Genomic DNA, 17,143 nt, shown 5'->3' with positions numbered 1-17,143 from the left:
TCTAGCTATTCTCGGGCTTGCCGGCCTTGGCTCTGCGCGCCTTGCTGGCTTCCGAGCGTCCATAATAGAGATCGCTCTGAAGGTAGCGCGAAAGGGCGAAGCGGACAAGGACGCCGCAGGCGGCGGCCGCCGGAACCGCAATCAGCAGCCCCACAAAGCCGAAGAGCGCGCCGAAGGCAAAAAGAGCGAACATCAGCCAGACCGGATGCAGGCCGACGCTTTCGCCGACGAGCTTCGGCTGCAGCACATTGCCTTCGAGGAACTGGCCGGTGAAGAAGACGGCGAGCGTCAGGCCAACCCAGAGATAGTCGGGCCAGAACTGAACCAGCGCAACGCCGACCGCCAGGATGAGGCCGACCAGCGAACCGACATAGGGAATGAAGCTGATCATGCCGGCAAATAGGCCGATCAGGAGGCCGAAGTTCAGGCCGACCAGCGACAGTCCGACACCGTAATAGACGCCGAGGATGATGCATAGCGAGCCCTGCCCCCGGATGAAGCCGGCGATCGCCTGATCGATCTCGCGGGCGATCTGACGGACCGTGGCGACATGATCGCGCGGTATCCAGTCATCCACCTTGGCGATCATGCGATCCCAGTCGAGCAGGATGTAGAAGGCAACGACCGGCGTCACGACCATCAGCGAGATGATGTTGACCAGCGCCTTGCCGGAACTCCAGAGCTGCGCGAAAAGACCGCCGACGAAGCTCAAGCCATCGGACATGATGCTGGAGAAATTGTCCTTGATGGCACCGAGCTGGTTGCGAATCCAGTCCGGCAGGACCATCGTCTGCGCCTTGGCGACCAGTTGCTGCGCCTGCTGCACATAGGTCGGTATGTGCTGAATGAAATCGTTGAACTGGTTGATGATGATCGGGATGACGATCGTCAGCGCCAGCGCGAAGACCAGCACGAAGGAGACCAGGATCACGACCGTCGCCATCAGGCGGCTGAGGCCGATGCGCTCCAGCCGATCGGCGACCGGATCAAGGAAGTAGGCGACCGCCATGCCGGCGATGAACGGCAGCAGGATCGTGCTGAAGATGTAAACAAAGGCGACGAAAGCAACGAGCACGATCACCCAGAAGGTGACTTGACGCTTGAGGCTCGCCCCGCTGACCTTCTGCTCCATCGTCTTCCCCGTTGCTCCCAGCCCGTTTGCCGTGTGCTTAGGACATAGGATGATGCCGCAATTATGGTCAAGCCTGAGGTCGGAAATCTCCCTCAAGCAATGGGAAGCGGGGAAAATCGAGGGGGTGCGGCGCTTACGCCTTGCATAAACGCCCCTATCATGCAATGGCGACCCGATCAAAGCCCTGTCATTATGGACGGGCGGCCATCGGAGGCGGAAGCATGAGCCAGTCTGGAAAAAACGGTCTGACCTATAGCGACGCGGGTGTCGATATCGACGCCGGCAACCTGCTGGTCGAAAAGATCAAGCCTGCCGTCCGTTCGACGCGCCGGCCTGGCGCCGACGGCGAGATCGGCGGCTTCGGTGGCCTGTTCGACCTCAAGGCCGCGGGCTTCACCGATCCGGTGCTGGTCGCCGCCAATGACGGTGTCGGCACCAAGCTGAAGATCGCCATCGACGCCAACTATCACGACACCGTGGGCATCGACCTCGTTGCCATGTGCGTCAACGATCTGGTCGTCCAGGGCGCCGAGCCGCTGTTCTTCCTCGATTACTTCGCCACCGGCAAACTCGATCCCGACCAGGGCGCTGCTATCGTTGGCGGCATTGCAGCCGGCTGCCGCGAGGCAGGCTGTGCGCTGATCGGCGGCGAGACAGCTGAGATGCCCGGCATGTATTCCCATGGCGACTACGATCTGGCGGGCTTTGCCGTCGGCGCCGCCGAGCGCGGACAGCTTTTGCCCTCGGGTGACATTGCCGAAGGCGACATCATTCTCGGCCTCGCCTCGTCAGGCGTCCATTCCAACGGCTTTTCGCTGGTGCGCAAGATCGTCGAGCTTTCCGGCCTCGGTTGGGATGCACCGGCTCCCTTCGCTGAAGGCAAGGCACTCGGCGAAGCGCTGCTGACGCCGACGCGCATCTATGTGAAGCCGCTGCTCAAGGCGATCCGCGAGACCCATGCGCTGAAGGCACTCGCCCACATCACCGGCGGCGGTTTTCCCGAAAATATTCCGCGCGTGCTGCCGAAGCATCTGGCCGCCGAAATCGATCTTGCCGCCGTCAAGGTGCCGCCGGTCTTCTCATGGCTTGCCAAGACGGGTGGCGTCGAGGCCAAGGAAATGCTGCGCACCTTCAACTGCGGCATCGGCATGATCGTGGTCGTTGCTCAAGAAAACGTCGAGGCTGTGAAGGCCGCGCTCGAGGCCGAGGGCGAAGCTGTCGTTACGCTTGGCCGCATGATCGCGCGCGAAGAAGGCGCCCACGGCACCGTCTATAAGGGCACGCTCGCTCTATGACCACGCCGCGCAAACGCGTCGTCGTCTTCATCTCCGGCGGCGGCTCCAACATGCTGGCTCTTCTGAAAGCCACGAAGGCAGCCGACTACCCGGCGGAGATCGTCGGTGTCATTTCCGACAAGGCCGATGCCGGCGGACTGGCAAAGGCTGCCGCAGAAGGCATCGCCACCTTCGCCTTCGTCCGCAAGGAGTTTGCCAGCAAGGAAGCCCATGAAGAGGCGATCCTTTCGCAGCTGGAGGCTCTCTCGCCTGATATCATCTGCCTTGCAGGCTATATGCGGCTGCTTTCCGGCCGCTTCATCCAGGCTTACGAAGGCCGGATCATCAATATCCATCCTTCGCTGCTGCCGCTTTTCCCCGGCCTGCACACGCATCAGCGCGCCATCGACGCCGGTATGCGCATAGCCGGCTGCACCGTGCACTTCGTCACCGAAGGCATGGACGAAGGCCCGGTCGTCGGCCAGGCGGCCGTGCCTGTCCTGACCGACGATACCGCCGACAGCCTTGCTGCCCGCGTGCTCACGGTCGAGCATCAGATCTATCCGCGTTCGTTGCGGCTGCTCGCGGAAGGCAAAGTCAGGATGGAAGGCGGCAAGGCCGTCAGTCCTGCCGAGACATCTGCCGCCCCGGGGCGGCAGATCGTGTCACTACTTGGTGACGCAGGCTAACCTTCAAGCAGCCATTGCCATCAATGGATGCAGCGTGCCGTCGCTATAGACGATGCGGCCGCCGCGGAAGGTTGCGCGGATGCGGTGGACCGAGCCCGGCTCGACGGCAACCAGATCGGCGAGCTGGCCGACAGCGATTTCACCGCGATCCGTAAGACCGGCCGAGCGTGCGGCATTGGAGGTTGCCGTTGCAACGGCTGCCGGCAGACCGCCTGAAACGACCTCTGCAATCTTGAAGATCGCAGGCACGAAGGCAGCCGGGTGGTAATCTGCGGCGATGATGCCAAGCAGACCGGCACGGGCCGCATCCAGGGCGCTCAGATTGCCGGACATCGACTGGCCGCGCAGCGCGTTTGGTGCGCCCATCAGCGTCCAGAGACCACGGCGGCAGGCTTCTTCGGCGGCCGCCTGCGTTACCGGAAACTCGCTGATCGTCACGCCGAGATCGTGCATCGCAACCACCTTCTCGGCGCTGTCGTCATCATGCGATGCCAGCGAGAGCTTGTGCTTCAGCGACAGCCCGACCACGTCATGCAGCTTGCGCTCGATCTCTGGGTCCTGGCGCTGCGCGATGCGCTTTGCCACCACTTCCTCGGCAGCCTCGCGCGACATGGAGCGGCGCTCGGACATGCTGCGGATATAGCTTTCGATGTCGTTGTACTGGCCCTGCCCCGGCGTATGGTCGGTGAGCGAAACCATGTCGACGGAGCCTTCTTCCAGCAGCCGCTCCAAGGTCGGCGCTGCGCCCAGATTGGTGATTTCGTAGCGCGCATGGACACGATGGTCGATCAGAAGCTCGTCGCGCAGGCTGCCGATGCCGCGTATGACTGCCGAGGTGGTTTCGAGCGAGCGGACGTGACCGTAGACGCTTTCGGTCGCAAAGGAGAGCGCGGCGAAGGCCGTGGTGACGCCGGCCGCCGCCAACTTCTTGTCCAGCTCGTGAATGCCGAAATCGATCGGCATCATCGCATTCGGCCGCGGCGCGATCTCGCGCTCCACCATGTCGCAGTGCAGATCGACAAAACCCGGCATCAGCAAACGGCCGCCACCATCGAAGGTTGGCTGCTCCACCGGCTCGGAGCGGATTTCGGCAATCACGCCGTCCTCGATGCGCACTGCGCCGCTCTCGACGACTTCATTGGGAAGAACGAGCGTGAAATTGCTGAGCCACATCGGCTTTCTCCTGAAACAGCGTCCATGATCGAAGGAGGCTCGGAAACATTCGAATGTTTCCGGCCAGCACGCCCCGGTAAGCTCGATTCGTGACATTGTGATGAATGGGGAAGCAGAGTTTCAACAAAGCTCCCGCCCATGCAGCGGTCTACTTCAGGCTGGCGACATTCAAGCTTGCCCATTGCAGCAGCATGATCGTCTTAGCGTCGTAGATATCACCATCGCCGATCATCGCCATCGCATCAGACAGCCGAACCTCCAGAACCTCGATATCCTCATGCTCCTCGGCAAGCCCACCACCATCTGCAACGCGGTCGGATGTATCGATCACGGCGGCGAAGAAATGGATGACCTCGGTCGAGGAGCCGGGAGACGTCATCGCCTTGAAGAGGAAGCGGACGTCACGTACACGGAAGCCGGTTTCCTCCATGGCCTCGCGGCGGATGGCTGCTTCCGGATCGTCGCCATCGAGCAGGCCGGCGGGCGCTTCGATCATCCAGGCCGGCTCGCCGACCAGCTGGGCCGGCAGACGGTACTGCCGAACAAGCACCACCGTTTCACGCGCGGGATCATAAAGCAGGATGCACGCAGCCGGCGTGCGGTGATAGATCTCACGCTTCAGCCGATGCTTTTCGCCGCGCGAATCCGTGTAATCGAGATCGAAGCTGCTTAGCCGCGTCCATTGATCCGCCAGCGTCTTTTCGCTGACGATTTCGGCTTTCGCCTCTTCGAATTTATTCATGCCACATCCCTGCGGAGCCATACCTTGTTGTCATGAACAGCCGCGCCGCCATAGGGTGCGACGGGATCGGCGCCGGTGAGCACGTTGATACCCTCGCCATCGACATGGGCCTTGTTCGGCCACAGACCTTCGGCGATCAACACGCCCGGCTTCACTTCGGTCGTCACGCGCGCATGAAGGCGGATATCGCCTCTCATATTGCCGATACAAACCAGCTCGCCATTGATAATCTCGAGCGCCTCGGCATCGGCCGGACTGATCATCACTTCGGGACGACCTTCCTTCTGCCTCGACGTCTTGGTCTCGGCGAAGCTCGAATTCAGGAAATTGCGCGATGGCGAGGTCGCAAGCCGGAACGGATGTTCGGGATCGGCCACCTCGATGACATCGACCTGATCCGGAAACTCCGGCAGCTCGACATGGGGACCGAGCAGACCGACCGCTGCGGGTGGGCGGTTCGGTGCCGGCTGGTTGACCCAATCCGGGCGGAAACGGAACCTGCCGTCAGGATGGGCGAAGCCATTGATGAAATGGGCATCGTCAAAATCCGGCTGACGGTCGAACCATTTGTGTTCGAGGAAATAATCGTAATCCGGCAGGCCGCTCTTCGACAGAACCCGGTCAATCATCTCGCGGGCCGAGAAGCCGAAGCCGGGACGATCCGCCACGCCGAGGCGCTTGGCGAGCTCCTCGATGACGAAGAGATTGCTGCGCACGGTCGGCGGCGGCTCGACAAGTTTCGGGCCGAGGAGAATATGGTTCTGGCCGCCGGCGCGGTAGATGTCGTCATGTTCGACGAACATGGTGGCGGGGATGACGATATCGGCCATGTCGGCCGTATCGGTCATGAACTGCTCATGGACGGCAACGAAGAGGTCGCTCCGGGCGAAACCGCGCTTCACCAGCCGCTGCTCCGGCGCGATATTCATCGGATTGGTATTCTGGATCAGCATGGCCGTGACCGGGCCGCGATGACGCAGCGCCACGGCATCGCCGGTCAAGGCGCGGCCGATCTGCGACTGGTCGATCATGCGGACATCGAGATCCTTCATGGCGCGGCCGGTCAGTTCGCTCGCATCCATGCGGAAAATATCGCTGTTCGAATGAAAGGCGCCGCCGCCTTCATACTGCCAGGAGCCGAGAACGGTGGCGATCGACGCGGCCGCGTGCATGGCAATCGCGCCGTTGCGCTGGCGCGTAAAGCCGTAGCCGAGGCGGAAGTAAGTCTTTTTCGTCGCTCCCACGAGCTTGGCGAAGGCTTCGATCTCGTCCACCGAAAGGCCGGTGATGCCTGCGGCCCATGCCGGCGTCTTCGATTTCAGATGCGCCTCGAGGCCCGACGGATCGTCGGCATATCGAGCCATATAGGCGCGGTCGGCATAGCCGTCTCGGAAGGCGATGTGCATGACGGCGCAGGCAAGGGCGGCATCCGTGCCCGGCTTGACGATCAGGGCCAGGTCGGCCTGTTTCATCGTCGGGTTGTCATAGATATCGACGACGACGATCTTGGCGCCGCGTTCCTTGCGGGACTTGATCGCGTGGGTCATGACGTTGACCTGGGTCGCGACAGCATTCGTACCCCAAATGACGACGCAGTCCGTGCGGCCCATCTCGCGCGGATCGGGACCGCGCAGCACGCCCGTCGCCATCGTATATCCCGTCCAGGCGGGATTGGTGCAGATCGACGAGAAGAAGCCGGAATAGCGCTTGGCATGGCGGAGGCGCTCGATGGAATCGCGCTGCACCCAGCCCATGGTGCCAGCATAGAAATAAGGCCAGATCGCCTCGCTGCCGTCCCTGGCCTCGGCCTTGACGAAGGCTTCGGCGATCTCGTCCAGCGCGTCGTCCCAGGAAAGCTCCTGCCAGCGCCCCTCGCCCTTGGCAGCGGCGCGGCGCAGAGGCTTCATCAGACGATCGGGGTGATAAAGGCGTTCGGCGTAGCGCGCGACCTTGGCGCAGATAACGCCCGAGGTATAGGAATGGTCGTTGGCGCCGCGAACCCGGCCGACCCTGCCGTCCTCGGTCAGATCGACCTCCAGCGCGCAGGTGGAGGGACAGTCGTGCGGACAGGCCGTGTGACCAATGCGGGGCTTGGCTTGAATAGGGGTCGCAATGTTCATGATATTTCTATATTTCAAGCGGTGACCGGCCACTAGGGATAATCCGGCCCATCTCAACAATTCATGCGGACTTCACCGACAATGAACTATCGGCATATCTACCACGCGGGCAATTTTGCCGATGTCTTGAAACATGCTGTCCTCGCGCGTCTCGTGCGCTACATGCAGAACAAGGACAAGGCGTTCCGCGTCCTCGATACCCATGCCGGCATCGGGCTCTACGACCTCTCCTCGGAAGAAGCGCAGAAAACCGGCGAATGGCAAGACGGAATCGGCCGGCTGCTGGAGGCGGAACTCGTGCCTCAGCTGGCCGATCTGCTAGAGCCCTATCTTACCGCCGTCCGCGAACTGAATCCCGAAGGCGGTCTCAGGCTCTATCCCGGCTCGCCGAAGCTTGCGCGCATGTTGTTTCGCCCGCAGGACCGGCTTTCGGCGATGGAACTGCATCCGGATGATTTCCAGCGGCTGCACCGGCTGTTCGAGGGCGATCACCACGCGCGCATTACCGAACTCGACGGCTGGCTGGCGCTCGGCGCGCATCTGCCGCCGAAGGAAAAGCGCGGCATCGTGCTCGTCGACCCGCCTTTCGAAGAGGAAGGCGAATATGAGCGGCTGATCGATGGCCTTGCGAAGGCCTGGCGTCGTTTTCCGGGCGGTACCTATTGCCTCTGGTATCCGATCAAGAAGGACGCGCCGATCAAGCAGTTTCACGAGGCATTGCAGGCGCTTGAAATCCCGAAGACGCTCTGCGCGGAGTTGACGATCAAAAGCGATCGCGGCTTTACGGGCTTGACCGGTTCCGGCCTGATCATCGTCAACCCGCCCTTCACGCTAAAGGACGAGCTGCATGCGTTGCTGCCGGCACTGAAGGATCTGCTGGCACAAGACCGTTTCGCCTCGCAGCGCGCCTTCTGGCTGCGCGGCGAACACTAGATTTCATCCCGCACATACCCATAGGTGATTTCATGAGACTTCTTTGCTCGTCCACCTCGCCATTTTCCAGCAAGGTTCGTATGGCGGCGCGCCATCTCGGCATCAAGCTCGAGGAAATCCATGTCGACACGAATGCCGGGCCGACGCTTCTCATCGACAACAATCCGCTCGGCAAGATTCCGACATTGCTGACCGGCGACGGCGAAGCCATTTTCGATAGCCGCGCCATCATGCACTATTTCGACCGGCGCGAGGGTGGGCTCTATCCTTCGAAGAAGGGCAAGCGCACCGAAATCGAAGTTCTGGAAGCGCTGATCGACGGCACCAACGAGTGCCTGCTGTCGATCGTCTACGAGCGTCGTTTTCGCGAGATTGAAAAGCAGTATCAGCCGTGGATCGACCGGCAGTGGACGAAGGCCAGCCGCGCCCTCACCCATCTCGATGCGGAGCCGCCGAAGATCGGCAAGAAGCTGCATGCCGGCCATTTCGCACTGGCCGCCCTCGTCGGCTATCTGCAACTGCGCTTCGAAGGGCAATGGGAAGCCGATCATGCCGGGCTGATCGATTGGGCCCGAAAGTTCGAGAAGCATTTTCCCGACTATCCGGCGATGAAGCCGCAGAGCTGACTCTGCCTAGAGAATTTCCGCTTTTCTTCGAATCGCGAAAACGCTCTATCCTCTTGTTTCTTTACGCATTCCGGACGGAAAACCGCTGCGCACTTTTCCTGGAAATGCTCTAGCCCTGGCGAACACCATCGGCCTTCACGAAATCGACAAAGGCGCGCAGGGCCGTCGGCAATTGCCGGCGGCTCGGATAATAGAGAAAGAAGCCGGGATAATACGGGCACCAGTCCTCCAGCACCCGGATCAGCCGGCCATCCTTCAAGGCCGGCAGCGCGTGATCCTCAAACAAGAAAGCAAGACCGGAACCGTTGACGGCGGCATCGAGCATGATGTCGAGATCACCAAGCGTCAGTGGCCCCTCTACCTCGATCTCCAGCTCGATACCCCCGCGTTCGAACTCCCAGCGATAATAGGTGCCGCTCGCGAAACGGTAACGGATGCAAGGGTGATCCTTCAGGTCGTGCGGCGTGACCGGTTTGGGGAAGCGCTGGAAATGTTCGGGCGAGCCGACGATCGCCGTCCGCTGGCGAGGGCCAATGGGAATGGCGATCATGTCGGCAGCAATGCTTTCGCCGAACCTTATGCCGGCGTCGAAGCCGCCGGAGACCGTGTCCACGAGCGCATCGTCTACCACGATCTCGATTTCGACGGCCGGATAAGCCCTCAAGAACCGTGACACGATCGGCAGCAGCACCATCTTTGCGGCCGGACGCGGGGCGTTGATGCGCAGCTTGCCGTAAGGCTGGCCACGGAATTTATCGAGATCTTCGAGCGCATCGTCGATATCGAGGAATGCCGGCCGGATGCGGTTGAACAGGCGCTCGCCGGCCTCCGTCAGCCCGACGCCGCGGGTGGTGCGATTGATCAGCCGCACGTCCAAGCGCTCCTCGATTGCGCGCAACGAATGGCTGAGCGCGGAAGCCGTCACGCCGAGTTCCACCGCGGCTCTACGAAAGCTGCGGTGTTGGGCAATCGCGAGGAAGATCGCCAGATCGGTGGAACGGATGCGTCGCATTGATGAGATTTTCTCAATACTTCATGGAGAATAAGGTAGATTATCTCAACGATGCCATCAAGCTACCTTTCTCCTGCAAGCGAATTCCACCCACGGAATTGCAAACCCACGAAGGAGAAAGTTCATGCGTGTTTGGTTCATCACAGGTGCATCCCGCGGCTTCGGCGCCCTTATCGCTCAGGAAGCCCTCACCGCTGGCGACGCCGTTGTCGCCACCGCCCGCAATCCCGCCGGCCTGGCTGAGAAGTTCGGCAACCATCCGAACCTGCTGCCCGTCGCCCTCGACGTATCGAACGAGGCACAGGCCCATGAGGCGGCGGCCGCCGCCGTCAAGCGCTTCGGAACGATCGATATCCTCGTCAACAATGCCGGCTACGGGCTGCTGGGTGCCGTGGAAGAGGCAACTGCTGAGGAAATCGAGAAGCTCTATGCGACCAATGTCTTCGGCCTGCTCAAAGTGACCCGCGCCATCCTGCCACATATGCGCCGGCAGCGCTCAGGTCATGTCATCAACATGTCCTCGGTCGGCGGTTATCAGAGCTTTGCCGGCTGGGGCGTCTATTGCTCGACGAAGTTCGCCGTCGAGGGCCTGTCCGAGGCAATGGCGGCTGAATTGCAGCCGCTCGGCATCAAGGTCACGGTTGTCGAACCCGGCTTCTTCCGAACGGATTTCCTTGACGAAAGCTCGCTTGCCGTCAGCCCGGGCTCGATTGCCGACTACAGGGGCACGCCGGCCGGGGCGATGCGCGATTTTGCCGCCGGCCACAATCACGCCCAGCCTGGCAATCCCGCACGGCTTGCAAAGTCGATGATCACGCTTGCACATTCGGCCAACCCGCCGCTGCGCATGCCTTTCGGTTCGGATACGGTCAGCGCGATCGAGAGCAAGAACGCATACGTCGCCAAGGAGCTGGTTGACTGGCGCGAACTCGCGGTATCGACGGACTTCCCGAAGGACGCCGCCTGAACACTCAGAGGCATGACACAAAAAAGCCGGGGCGAAACCCCGGCTTTTTCTTCATTCCATATCGTCGAGCGATTAGAACTTCACGCCGATACCGACCTTGACGCTCTGCTCGTCGAAGCCACGCGAGAAGCTGCCGGAGTCGAGGTTGAAGGTCTTCTTGCCGTAATCGGTGTAACGGTACTCGAGACGAGCCGTGATGTTGCTGGTGATGAAGGTTTCAGCACCTGCACCGACCGTGTAGCCAACGCCCGTCTTGCTTTCAGACGACGTAGAGTCGGAGAGCTTGTTCTGGCCGAGAGCCAGACCGGCCGTGCCGTACAGCATGAAGGGGTTGAAGTCGTAACCGAGACGACCGCGAACCGAGCCGTTGATGCCGTTCTTGGCAGTGAGACCGTTGCGGCTCGTTTCGGAGTCGGCGTAACCGAGGTCACCTTCGACACCGTATACGATCTGGCCCTGCTGCCAGTTGTAGCCGGTGTAGGCACCGCCGCCGAAGGCGTAGCTATTGCCGGTGCGGTTGAAGTGACCTTTGTTCCAGTCGCCTTCGCCACCGATATAGAAGCCGGACCAGTTGTTGATGGCCGGAGCTGCTTCCTGGGCGACGGGCGGCTGCGGAATCTGCTCAACAGCGTCGGCAGCATGAGCTGCGGTGAAACCGCCAAAAGCGAAAGCGGAGACCATGAGGGTCGTTACGAGAGTACGCATACTTTTCTCCTTATCAGTCCCGTGTGCTTCGCTTACTGTCCTTGACTTCGAAGCGCCACGAGCAATTAAACATATCCCTCCCGGATCGAGACTGAAATTGGAATGCAAATGAGGAATTGGAAGAGCCAAAATATGATATCATTGTGGCACAGACGTGGCTGAATTTCGATGTTGCTTCACCGCAACAGATGAATTGTTAACCATAACCAATGGTTAAAGCGTGTATACTTATTTTAAACAAAATATATCTCAAGCTTTACATAAGAAACCTCAAAGAGCGTCATTCGCTCATCCATCTTTTCATATGGTGTATCGACGCCCTATATGAGCGTCAGTTGGGTAACGACGAGCAAAAGGCGATCTCTTGAGCCAGGAAAAACTACGCACGGCACTGATAACGGGTGCCTCCAAAAGAATAGGCCGGGCAATTGCCGAGGATTTGTCGGCTAACGGCTTCGCGGTGGCGTTGCATGCCAATCAGTCTCTTGCCGAGGCGACGGAAATTGCGGCAGAACTGCGGCAAATGGGCCGGAGGGCCATTGCGATCAAGGCGGATCTGCAGAATTTGGGCGAGACATCAACCCTTGTCGAAAGGGTCGCGGATGCCCTCGGTCCACTTGATCTTCTGGTCAACAACGCGTCGGCCTTTCTCGGCGATTCCGCCGACCGTTTCGACGCGGAAGCCTTCGAGGCGCATTTCGCGGTGCATGTGCGTGCGCCGTCGATTCTAGCCGCGGATTTCGTCCGGCAGCTTCCCGCGCCGCATCCGGGCCTGATCGTCAATATCGTCGACCAGCGGGTCTGGGCGCTCAATCCGCGCTTCTATTCCTATACGCTATCGAAGGCCGCCCTCTGGACCGCGACTCAGACGATGGCGCAGAGTTTCGCGCCGCGCATCCGCGTCAATGCGATCGGGCCAGGACCTACCGTGCGCAGCGTGCGGCAGACCGAAGAGGACTTCCAAGCGCAGATCGACGGCCTCATATTAAGGGCGGCGCCGGGGCTGGAAGAATTCGGCCGGACCATCCGCTTTCTTTTTGACACGCCCTCGATCACGGGCCAAATGATAGCGCTCGATGGCGGCCAGCATCTTGCCTGGGAAACGCCAGACGTGTCGGAGAGTGCGGAATGAATGGAAGAAAGCTGCCTGACGGCGGCATTCTCTACGACGAATCAGACGATACCGACGACGACATCGAGGTGGAAAGCGATGCCGCCGCCGGCCCTGCCGCGTCCATCGACTGGAACGAAGGCGGCAAGAACGAGACAGGACTTCGCGGCGCCGAGCTGATTGCCGAATTCGTCAAGCGGCTGCCCAATAATCCCGGTGTCTACCGTATGTTCAACGAGGCCGGCGACGTCCTTTATGTCGGCAAGGCGCGGAACCTGAAGAAGCGCGTCTCGAACTATGCTCTGGGCAAGGTGCATTCCAACCGCATCGCCCGCATGGTGCGCGAAACCGCCAATATGGAATTCGTCACCACGCGAACGGAGACGGAAGCGCTTCTACTGGAAGCGAATCTGATCAAGCGCCTGCGCCCGCGCTTCAACGTTCTGCTGCGCGACGACAAATCCTTTCCCTATATCCTGATCACCGGCGATCAACGCGCTCCGGCCATTTTCAAGCATCGCGGCGCCCGGGCCCGCAAGGGCGACTATTTCGGCCCCTTCGCCTCGGCTGGCGCCGTCGGCCGCACTATCAATTCGCTGCAGCGCGCCTTCCTGATCCGCACCTGCGCCGACAGTGTTTTCGAAACGCGCACCCGCCCCTGCCTGCTCTATCAGATCAAGCGATGTTCCGGGCCCTGCACGCACGAGATCAGCGATGCAGGCTATGGCGAACTGGTGCAGGAGGCAAAGGACTTCCTTTCGGGCAAGAGCCAGAATGTCAAGGCGCACATGGCCGAGGCGATGAACGCCGCCGCAGAGGATCTCGATTTCGAGCGCGCCGCCGTCTTTCGCGACCGGCTGGCGGCACTGTCGCATGTGCAGAGCCATCAGGGCATCAATCCGGCCGGCGTCGAGGAGGCCGATGTCTTCGCCATCCACCACGAGGGCGGCATTTCCTGCATCCAGGTGTTCTTCTTCCGCACGGGTCAGAACTGGGGCAACCGCGCCTATTTCCCGAAGGCCGACCCCTCGCTCTCGGGCGCCGAAGTGCTGAACGCCTTCCTGGCGCAATTCTACGACGACAAGCCCGTGCCGCGGCAGATCCTGCTTTCGGAGACGATCGAGGAAATCGACCTGCTGGCGGCGGCCCTCAGCGAGAAAGCCGGCCACAAGGTCGCGATCCTCGTGCCGCAGCGCGGCGAGAAACGCGATCTGGTCGAACATGTCATCGCCAATGCCCGCGAGGCGCACGGACGCAAGCTTGCGGAGACCGCCTCGCAATCGCGGCTGCTCGAGGGCTTCAAGGAAACATTCAAGCTTCCCTACGTGCCGCAGCGCATCGAGATCTACGACAACTCCCACATCATGGGCACCAATGCCGTTGGCGGCATGGTCGTCGCCGGGCCCGAAGGTTTCGTCAAAGGCCAGTACCGCAAGTTCAACATCAAATCGACCGACATCACGCCGGGCGACGACTTTGGCATGATGCGGGAGGTCATGACCCGCCGCTTCTCCCGCCTCTTGAAGGAGGAAGGCAAGCCCGATCGCAGTGCCGCAGCTGACGCGACCATCGACGCAGCCGACCGTCCCTTCCCTGCCTGGCCCGATATCATCCTCATCGACGGCGGCCAGGGGCAGATGACGGCCGTGCGCGCGATTCTCGAGGAGCTCGGGATCACCGACAGCGTGATTGCCATCGGCGTCGCTAAGGGTGTCGACCGCGAGGCCGGGCGCGAGCGCTTCTTCGCCCCATCGCGCGAAAGCTTCTCGCTGCCGCCGCGCGACCCTGTGCTCTACTTCGTCCAGCGCATGCGCGACGAGGCGCACCGTTTCGCCATCGGCTCGCATCGCGCCCGGCGCAAGAAGGAGATGGTGAAGAACCCGCTAGACGAGATCGGCGGCATCGGCCCCTCGCGCAAGCGGGCGCTGCTGCAGCATTTCGGCACCGCCAAGGCCGTCTCGCGCGCCGCCCTCTCGGATCTGATGACGGTGGAAGGCATTTCGGAGGCCGTCGCACGGCAGGTCTACAATCATTTTCACGAGGACGCCGCGAAATAAGAAAAGCCGGTCGCAAATTCCACGCAATAGCGGTGAAAAAACAGAAACAATATTGACGATAAACTGACCAAACCATCATCTAGGGCGTGACCACCAAAAAGTGCGGAGCGTTTTTTGGAATCACACCCAATCACACGACTTCAGCCGGATGAGATTCAACAGAGCCCATCCGGCCCGTCGAGACAACAGAAACGAAACGATTTCCATGGCTTCGCGCGCTTATAGCATTCCCAATCTGCTCACCTACGGCCGCATTCTCTGCGTACCCCTGATCGTTCTCTGCTTCTTCATCGAAGGCAAGCTTGAGGGTTCCGATTTCGCGCGCTGGGTCGCGCTCTGGATCTTCGTCATCGCTTCGCTCACCGACTTCCTCGACGGCTATCTCGCGCGCATCTGGAACCAAACCTCGAATATTGGCCGCATGCTCGATCCGATCGCCGACAAGCTGCTGGTCTCCGCGATCCTGCTTCTGGTCGCGGCTGACGGCACCATCGCGGGCTGGTCGCTCTGGGCCGCCATCATCATCCTTTGCCGCGAGATCCTCGTCTCCGGCCTGCGCGAATATCTGGCGGCGCTGAAGGTCAGCGTTCCCGTAACGCGCATCGCCAAATGGAAGACGACCGCCCAGCTCGTGGCCATCGCCTTCCTGCTGGCTGGGCCAGCGGGCGACAAGGTGCTACCCTATACGACGGAGATGGGCATCGGCCTGCTCTGGATCGCGGCGCTTTTGACCATCTATACCGGCTACGATTACTTCCGGGCCGGGTTGAAGCATGTCGTGGACAATGAATGATGACGAAGCTCGTCTATTTCGCCTGGGTGCGCGAGCGGATCGGCAAAGCGGAAGAGGAGATCTCCCTTCCCGTCGACGTCGTGACCGTTGCTGATCTCCTGAGTCATTTGAAGGGCTTGGGAGAGGAATACGAGGCAGCGCTTGAATTCCCCGAGGCGATCCGCGTCGCCATCAACATGGAACATGCAGATCACGATGAACCGATCGCCGGGGCGCGGGAGATCGGGCTCTTCCCGCCGATGACCGGAGGGTGAGGAGCGATCGGGCTTTGCCCGAGCAATCGATCCAGTGAATCGATTGCAGCGACGAACGCCCTGAGCCCTAGCGAAGGGCCGGCGGTCTCCGCAAACTCTTTGAGAGAGGGCGATAAGGAAATTGCAATGAACGCACCACTCGTCAAAGTCCAACGCGAGGATTTCGACCTTCAGACGGAGAGCGATCGCCTGACGGCGGGGCGACACGATGTCGGCGCGGTCGTCACCTTCTCCGGGCTTTGCCGCGACGAAGGCGGAACGCTCGGCGCTCTCGAACTCGAACATTATCCCGGCATGGCGGAGGCAGAGATCACCCGTATCGCCAATCTCGCCATCGAGCGCTTCGGGCTTCTCGGCCTGACCGCCATCCACCGATACGGCAAAATCGCTCCCGGAGAGAACATAGTGCTCGTCATTGCAGCCGCCTCACATCGACAGGCGGCCTTTGACGGAGCCAATTTCGTCATGGATTTTCTGAAGACATCCGCGCCCTTCTGGAAGAAGGAACATGGCAGCGACGGCGCTGAAGGCGGCTGGGTCTCGGCTAGGGATGCCGACGATGCGGCGCGGGCCAAATGGGCCGGCGACACCTAAGCCCCAGCGGCACATGGGCCTCAAGGCACGACCCTTTCGCGCCGGCTCGCTATCAGCAGCAGCACAAGCAGCGAGAAGATGACAAAGTCGCGCCACAGGAACGGGCCGTAGGCGCCCCACATGGTCTCGGTGAGGCCAAGGAGGGCCGCGCCGCCGGCCGACCTCAGCGGATCGGAATAGCCGCCGACCGCCGCGATCATCAGCACCTTGAGCCCGAACATCAGCCCCGCCCCGAAATCCATCGTTCCGTAGTAGGATGTTGCCAGCAGCCCGCAGATGGTCGCGACCACGGCAGAGGCGACATAGGCCAGCAGGAAGACGCGGTTGGCGCTGGCGCCGCAAAGTTCGGCGGCGAGAGCATCGTCCGTCACCGCCCGCCAAATGCGGCCCCAGCCGGTGCATTTGAGGACATAGGCGCCGGCAAGAATCACCAGGATCATCAGCGCCGTGTTGAGCAGCTGGATTTCGGTCAGCGTCACGCGGAAATCGCCGCTGTCCCAGAAGACGACTGCGCCATTCAGGAAAGGCGGCAGCCAGATGCCGCGTGTATTTGAAGCCAACCGCGCCGTTTCCATCAGGATAATCATCATGCCGAGTGCGGCGACGATGACGGTATTCGGGGATTTTCGCGACAGCGGCAGCATGATCGCGCGGCCAACCAGAAAGCTGGTGCCGAGCGTATAGCCGACAGCGATCAAGGCGCCAAAAGCGAAGGCAGCCGGCAGGACAAGATACATTCTGGTGTAGCCGACATCGGTGAACAGCACGAGCATCTGGCCGGCAAAGGCAAACAGCGCGCCATAGGTGATATCGGCCCGCTTCATGACCCCGAATGCGATGGAATAGCCGAAAGCGAGCGTCGCATAGAGCGCAGCGAGCGGAACGGCATTCGCCAGTTGCTGCAGAAGATAAGCCATCCACCCCTCCGAGGAACGAGCAAATAGTAACTGGCAAAATTGAT

At 61.0% G+C, this 17,143-nt stretch carries 17 protein-coding genes; 10 read left to right on the top strand and 7 right to left on the bottom strand.

Annotated elements, in window-relative coordinates; all coding sequences use genetic code 11:
* Nucleotide 1: 1 nt before the first annotated feature.
* Nucleotides 2-1,132 (bottom strand): AI-2E family transporter, encoded by a 1,131-nt coding sequence (locus ACIQWP_RS14725; RefSeq protein ID WP_402788357.1) that lies wholly within the window; start codon nucleotides 1,130-1,132, stop codon nucleotides 2-4.
* Between the two features lie 221 nt (nucleotides 1,133-1,353).
* Here ACIQWP_RS14725 and purM point away from each other — a divergent pair, with 221 nt between their 5' ends.
* Nucleotides 1,354-2,427, top strand: coding sequence for a phosphoribosylformylglycinamidine cyclo-ligase (gene purM / locus ACIQWP_RS14720; RefSeq protein ID WP_402788355.1), 1,074 nt, complete (start codon nucleotides 1,354-1,356; stop codon nucleotides 2,425-2,427).
* Nucleotides 2,424-3,095 (top strand): phosphoribosylglycinamide formyltransferase, encoded by a 672-nt coding sequence (gene purN / locus ACIQWP_RS14715; protein ID WP_402788353.1) that lies wholly within the window; start codon nucleotides 2,424-2,426, stop codon nucleotides 3,093-3,095. The genes purM and purN overlap by 4 nt, the downstream gene beginning before the upstream one ends.
* A 3-nt stretch (nucleotides 3,096-3,098) precedes the next feature.
* On the opposite strand, the gene ACIQWP_RS14710 is transcribed toward purN, so the two are convergent.
* The 3 genes from ACIQWP_RS14710 to ACIQWP_RS14700 form a co-directional block, all read right to left on the bottom strand.
* On the bottom strand, nucleotides 3,099-4,268 hold the full coding sequence (locus ACIQWP_RS14710) for an alpha-D-ribose 1-methylphosphonate 5-triphosphate diphosphatase (protein ID WP_402788351.1): 1,170 nt from the start codon (nucleotides 4,266-4,268) through the stop codon (nucleotides 3,099-3,101).
* 148 nt (nucleotides 4,269-4,416) lie between these two features.
* A complete protein-coding gene (locus tag ACIQWP_RS14705) occupies nucleotides 4,417-5,010 on the bottom strand; it encodes an NUDIX domain-containing protein (RefSeq protein ID WP_402788349.1) in 594 nt (197 codons plus the stop codon).
* A complete protein-coding gene (locus ACIQWP_RS14700; protein ID WP_402788347.1) occupies nucleotides 5,007-7,130 on the bottom strand; it encodes a molybdopterin-dependent oxidoreductase in 2,124 nt (707 codons plus the stop codon). Before ACIQWP_RS14700 ends, ACIQWP_RS14705 begins: the two co-directional genes overlap by 4 nt.
* Before the next feature lie 81 nt (nucleotides 7,131-7,211).
* Here ACIQWP_RS14700 and ACIQWP_RS14695 point away from each other — a divergent pair, with 81 nt between their 5' ends.
* Nucleotides 7,212-8,063: a 23S rRNA (adenine(2030)-N(6))-methyltransferase RlmJ gene (locus ACIQWP_RS14695; RefSeq protein WP_402788345.1), complete on the top strand. Its 852-nt coding sequence runs from the start codon at nucleotides 7,212-7,214 to the stop codon at nucleotides 8,061-8,063.
* 32 nt (nucleotides 8,064-8,095) lie between these two features.
* On the top strand, nucleotides 8,096-8,689 hold the full coding sequence (locus ACIQWP_RS14690) for a glutathione S-transferase (RefSeq protein ID WP_402788343.1): 594 nt from the start codon (nucleotides 8,096-8,098) through the stop codon (nucleotides 8,687-8,689).
* A gap of 109 nt (nucleotides 8,690-8,798) precedes the next feature.
* On the opposite strand, the gene ACIQWP_RS14685 is transcribed toward ACIQWP_RS14690, so the two are convergent.
* On the bottom strand, nucleotides 8,799-9,701 hold the full coding sequence (locus ACIQWP_RS14685; RefSeq protein ID WP_402788341.1) for a LysR family transcriptional regulator: 903 nt from the start codon (nucleotides 9,699-9,701) through the stop codon (nucleotides 8,799-8,801).
* A 124-nt stretch (nucleotides 9,702-9,825) separates the two neighbouring features.
* On the opposite strand from ACIQWP_RS14685, the gene ACIQWP_RS14680 reads away from it, so the two are divergent.
* Nucleotides 9,826-10,668, top strand: coding sequence for an oxidoreductase (locus tag ACIQWP_RS14680; RefSeq protein ID WP_402788339.1), 843 nt, complete (start codon nucleotides 9,826-9,828; stop codon nucleotides 10,666-10,668).
* Nucleotides 10,669-10,740: 72 nt separating this feature from the next.
* On the opposite strand, the gene ACIQWP_RS14675 is transcribed toward ACIQWP_RS14680, so the two are convergent.
* On the bottom strand, nucleotides 10,741-11,373 hold the full coding sequence (locus tag ACIQWP_RS14675; protein ID WP_402788337.1) for an outer membrane protein: 633 nt from the start codon (nucleotides 11,371-11,373) through the stop codon (nucleotides 10,741-10,743).
* Nucleotides 11,374-11,737: 364 nt separating this feature from the next.
* Here ACIQWP_RS14675 and ACIQWP_RS14670 point away from each other — a divergent pair, with 364 nt between their 5' ends.
* The 5 genes from ACIQWP_RS14670 to ACIQWP_RS14650 all read left to right on the top strand — a co-directional run bounded on the left by ACIQWP_RS14670 (nucleotide 11,738) and on the right by ACIQWP_RS14650 (nucleotide 16,182).
* Nucleotides 11,738-12,505, top strand: a complete 768-nt coding sequence (locus ACIQWP_RS14670) for an SDR family oxidoreductase (RefSeq protein WP_402788335.1) — start codon at nucleotides 11,738-11,740, stop codon at nucleotides 12,503-12,505.
* Nucleotides 12,502-14,541: an excinuclease ABC subunit UvrC gene (uvrC, locus tag ACIQWP_RS14665; RefSeq protein WP_402788333.1), complete on the top strand. Its 2,040-nt coding sequence runs from the start codon at nucleotides 12,502-12,504 to the stop codon at nucleotides 14,539-14,541. Before ACIQWP_RS14670 ends, uvrC begins: the two co-directional genes overlap by 4 nt.
* A 205-nt stretch (nucleotides 14,542-14,746) precedes the next feature.
* Nucleotides 14,747-15,334 (top strand): CDP-diacylglycerol--glycerol-3-phosphate 3-phosphatidyltransferase, encoded by a 588-nt coding sequence (gene pgsA, locus ACIQWP_RS14660; protein WP_402788331.1) that lies wholly within the window; start codon nucleotides 14,747-14,749, stop codon nucleotides 15,332-15,334.
* Entirely contained in the window at nucleotides 15,334-15,588 is a 255-nt protein-coding gene (gene moaD, locus ACIQWP_RS14655) for a molybdopterin converting factor subunit 1 (protein ID WP_402788735.1), read from the top strand. The genes pgsA and moaD overlap by 1 nt, the downstream gene beginning before the upstream one ends.
* Nucleotides 15,589-15,714: 126 nt before the next feature.
* Nucleotides 15,715-16,182, top strand: coding sequence for a molybdenum cofactor biosynthesis protein MoaE (locus ACIQWP_RS14650; protein WP_402788329.1), 468 nt, complete (start codon nucleotides 15,715-15,717; stop codon nucleotides 16,180-16,182).
* A 20-nt stretch (nucleotides 16,183-16,202) separates the two neighbouring features.
* On the opposite strand, the gene ACIQWP_RS14645 is transcribed toward ACIQWP_RS14650, so the two are convergent.
* Nucleotides 16,203-17,099 (bottom strand): branched-chain amino acid ABC transporter permease, encoded by an 897-nt coding sequence (locus ACIQWP_RS14645; RefSeq protein WP_402788327.1) that lies wholly within the window; start codon nucleotides 17,097-17,099, stop codon nucleotides 16,203-16,205.
* Nucleotides 17,100-17,143: the final 44 nt, after the last annotated feature.

The organism is Rhizobium sp. NPDC090279 (assembly GCF_044769665.1).
Classification (GTDB): Bacteria; Pseudomonadota; Alphaproteobacteria; order Rhizobiales; family Rhizobiaceae; genus Rhizobium.
Note: the sequence above shows the minus strand (reverse complement) of the source record. Positions and strands in the feature narration are given on the sequence as shown.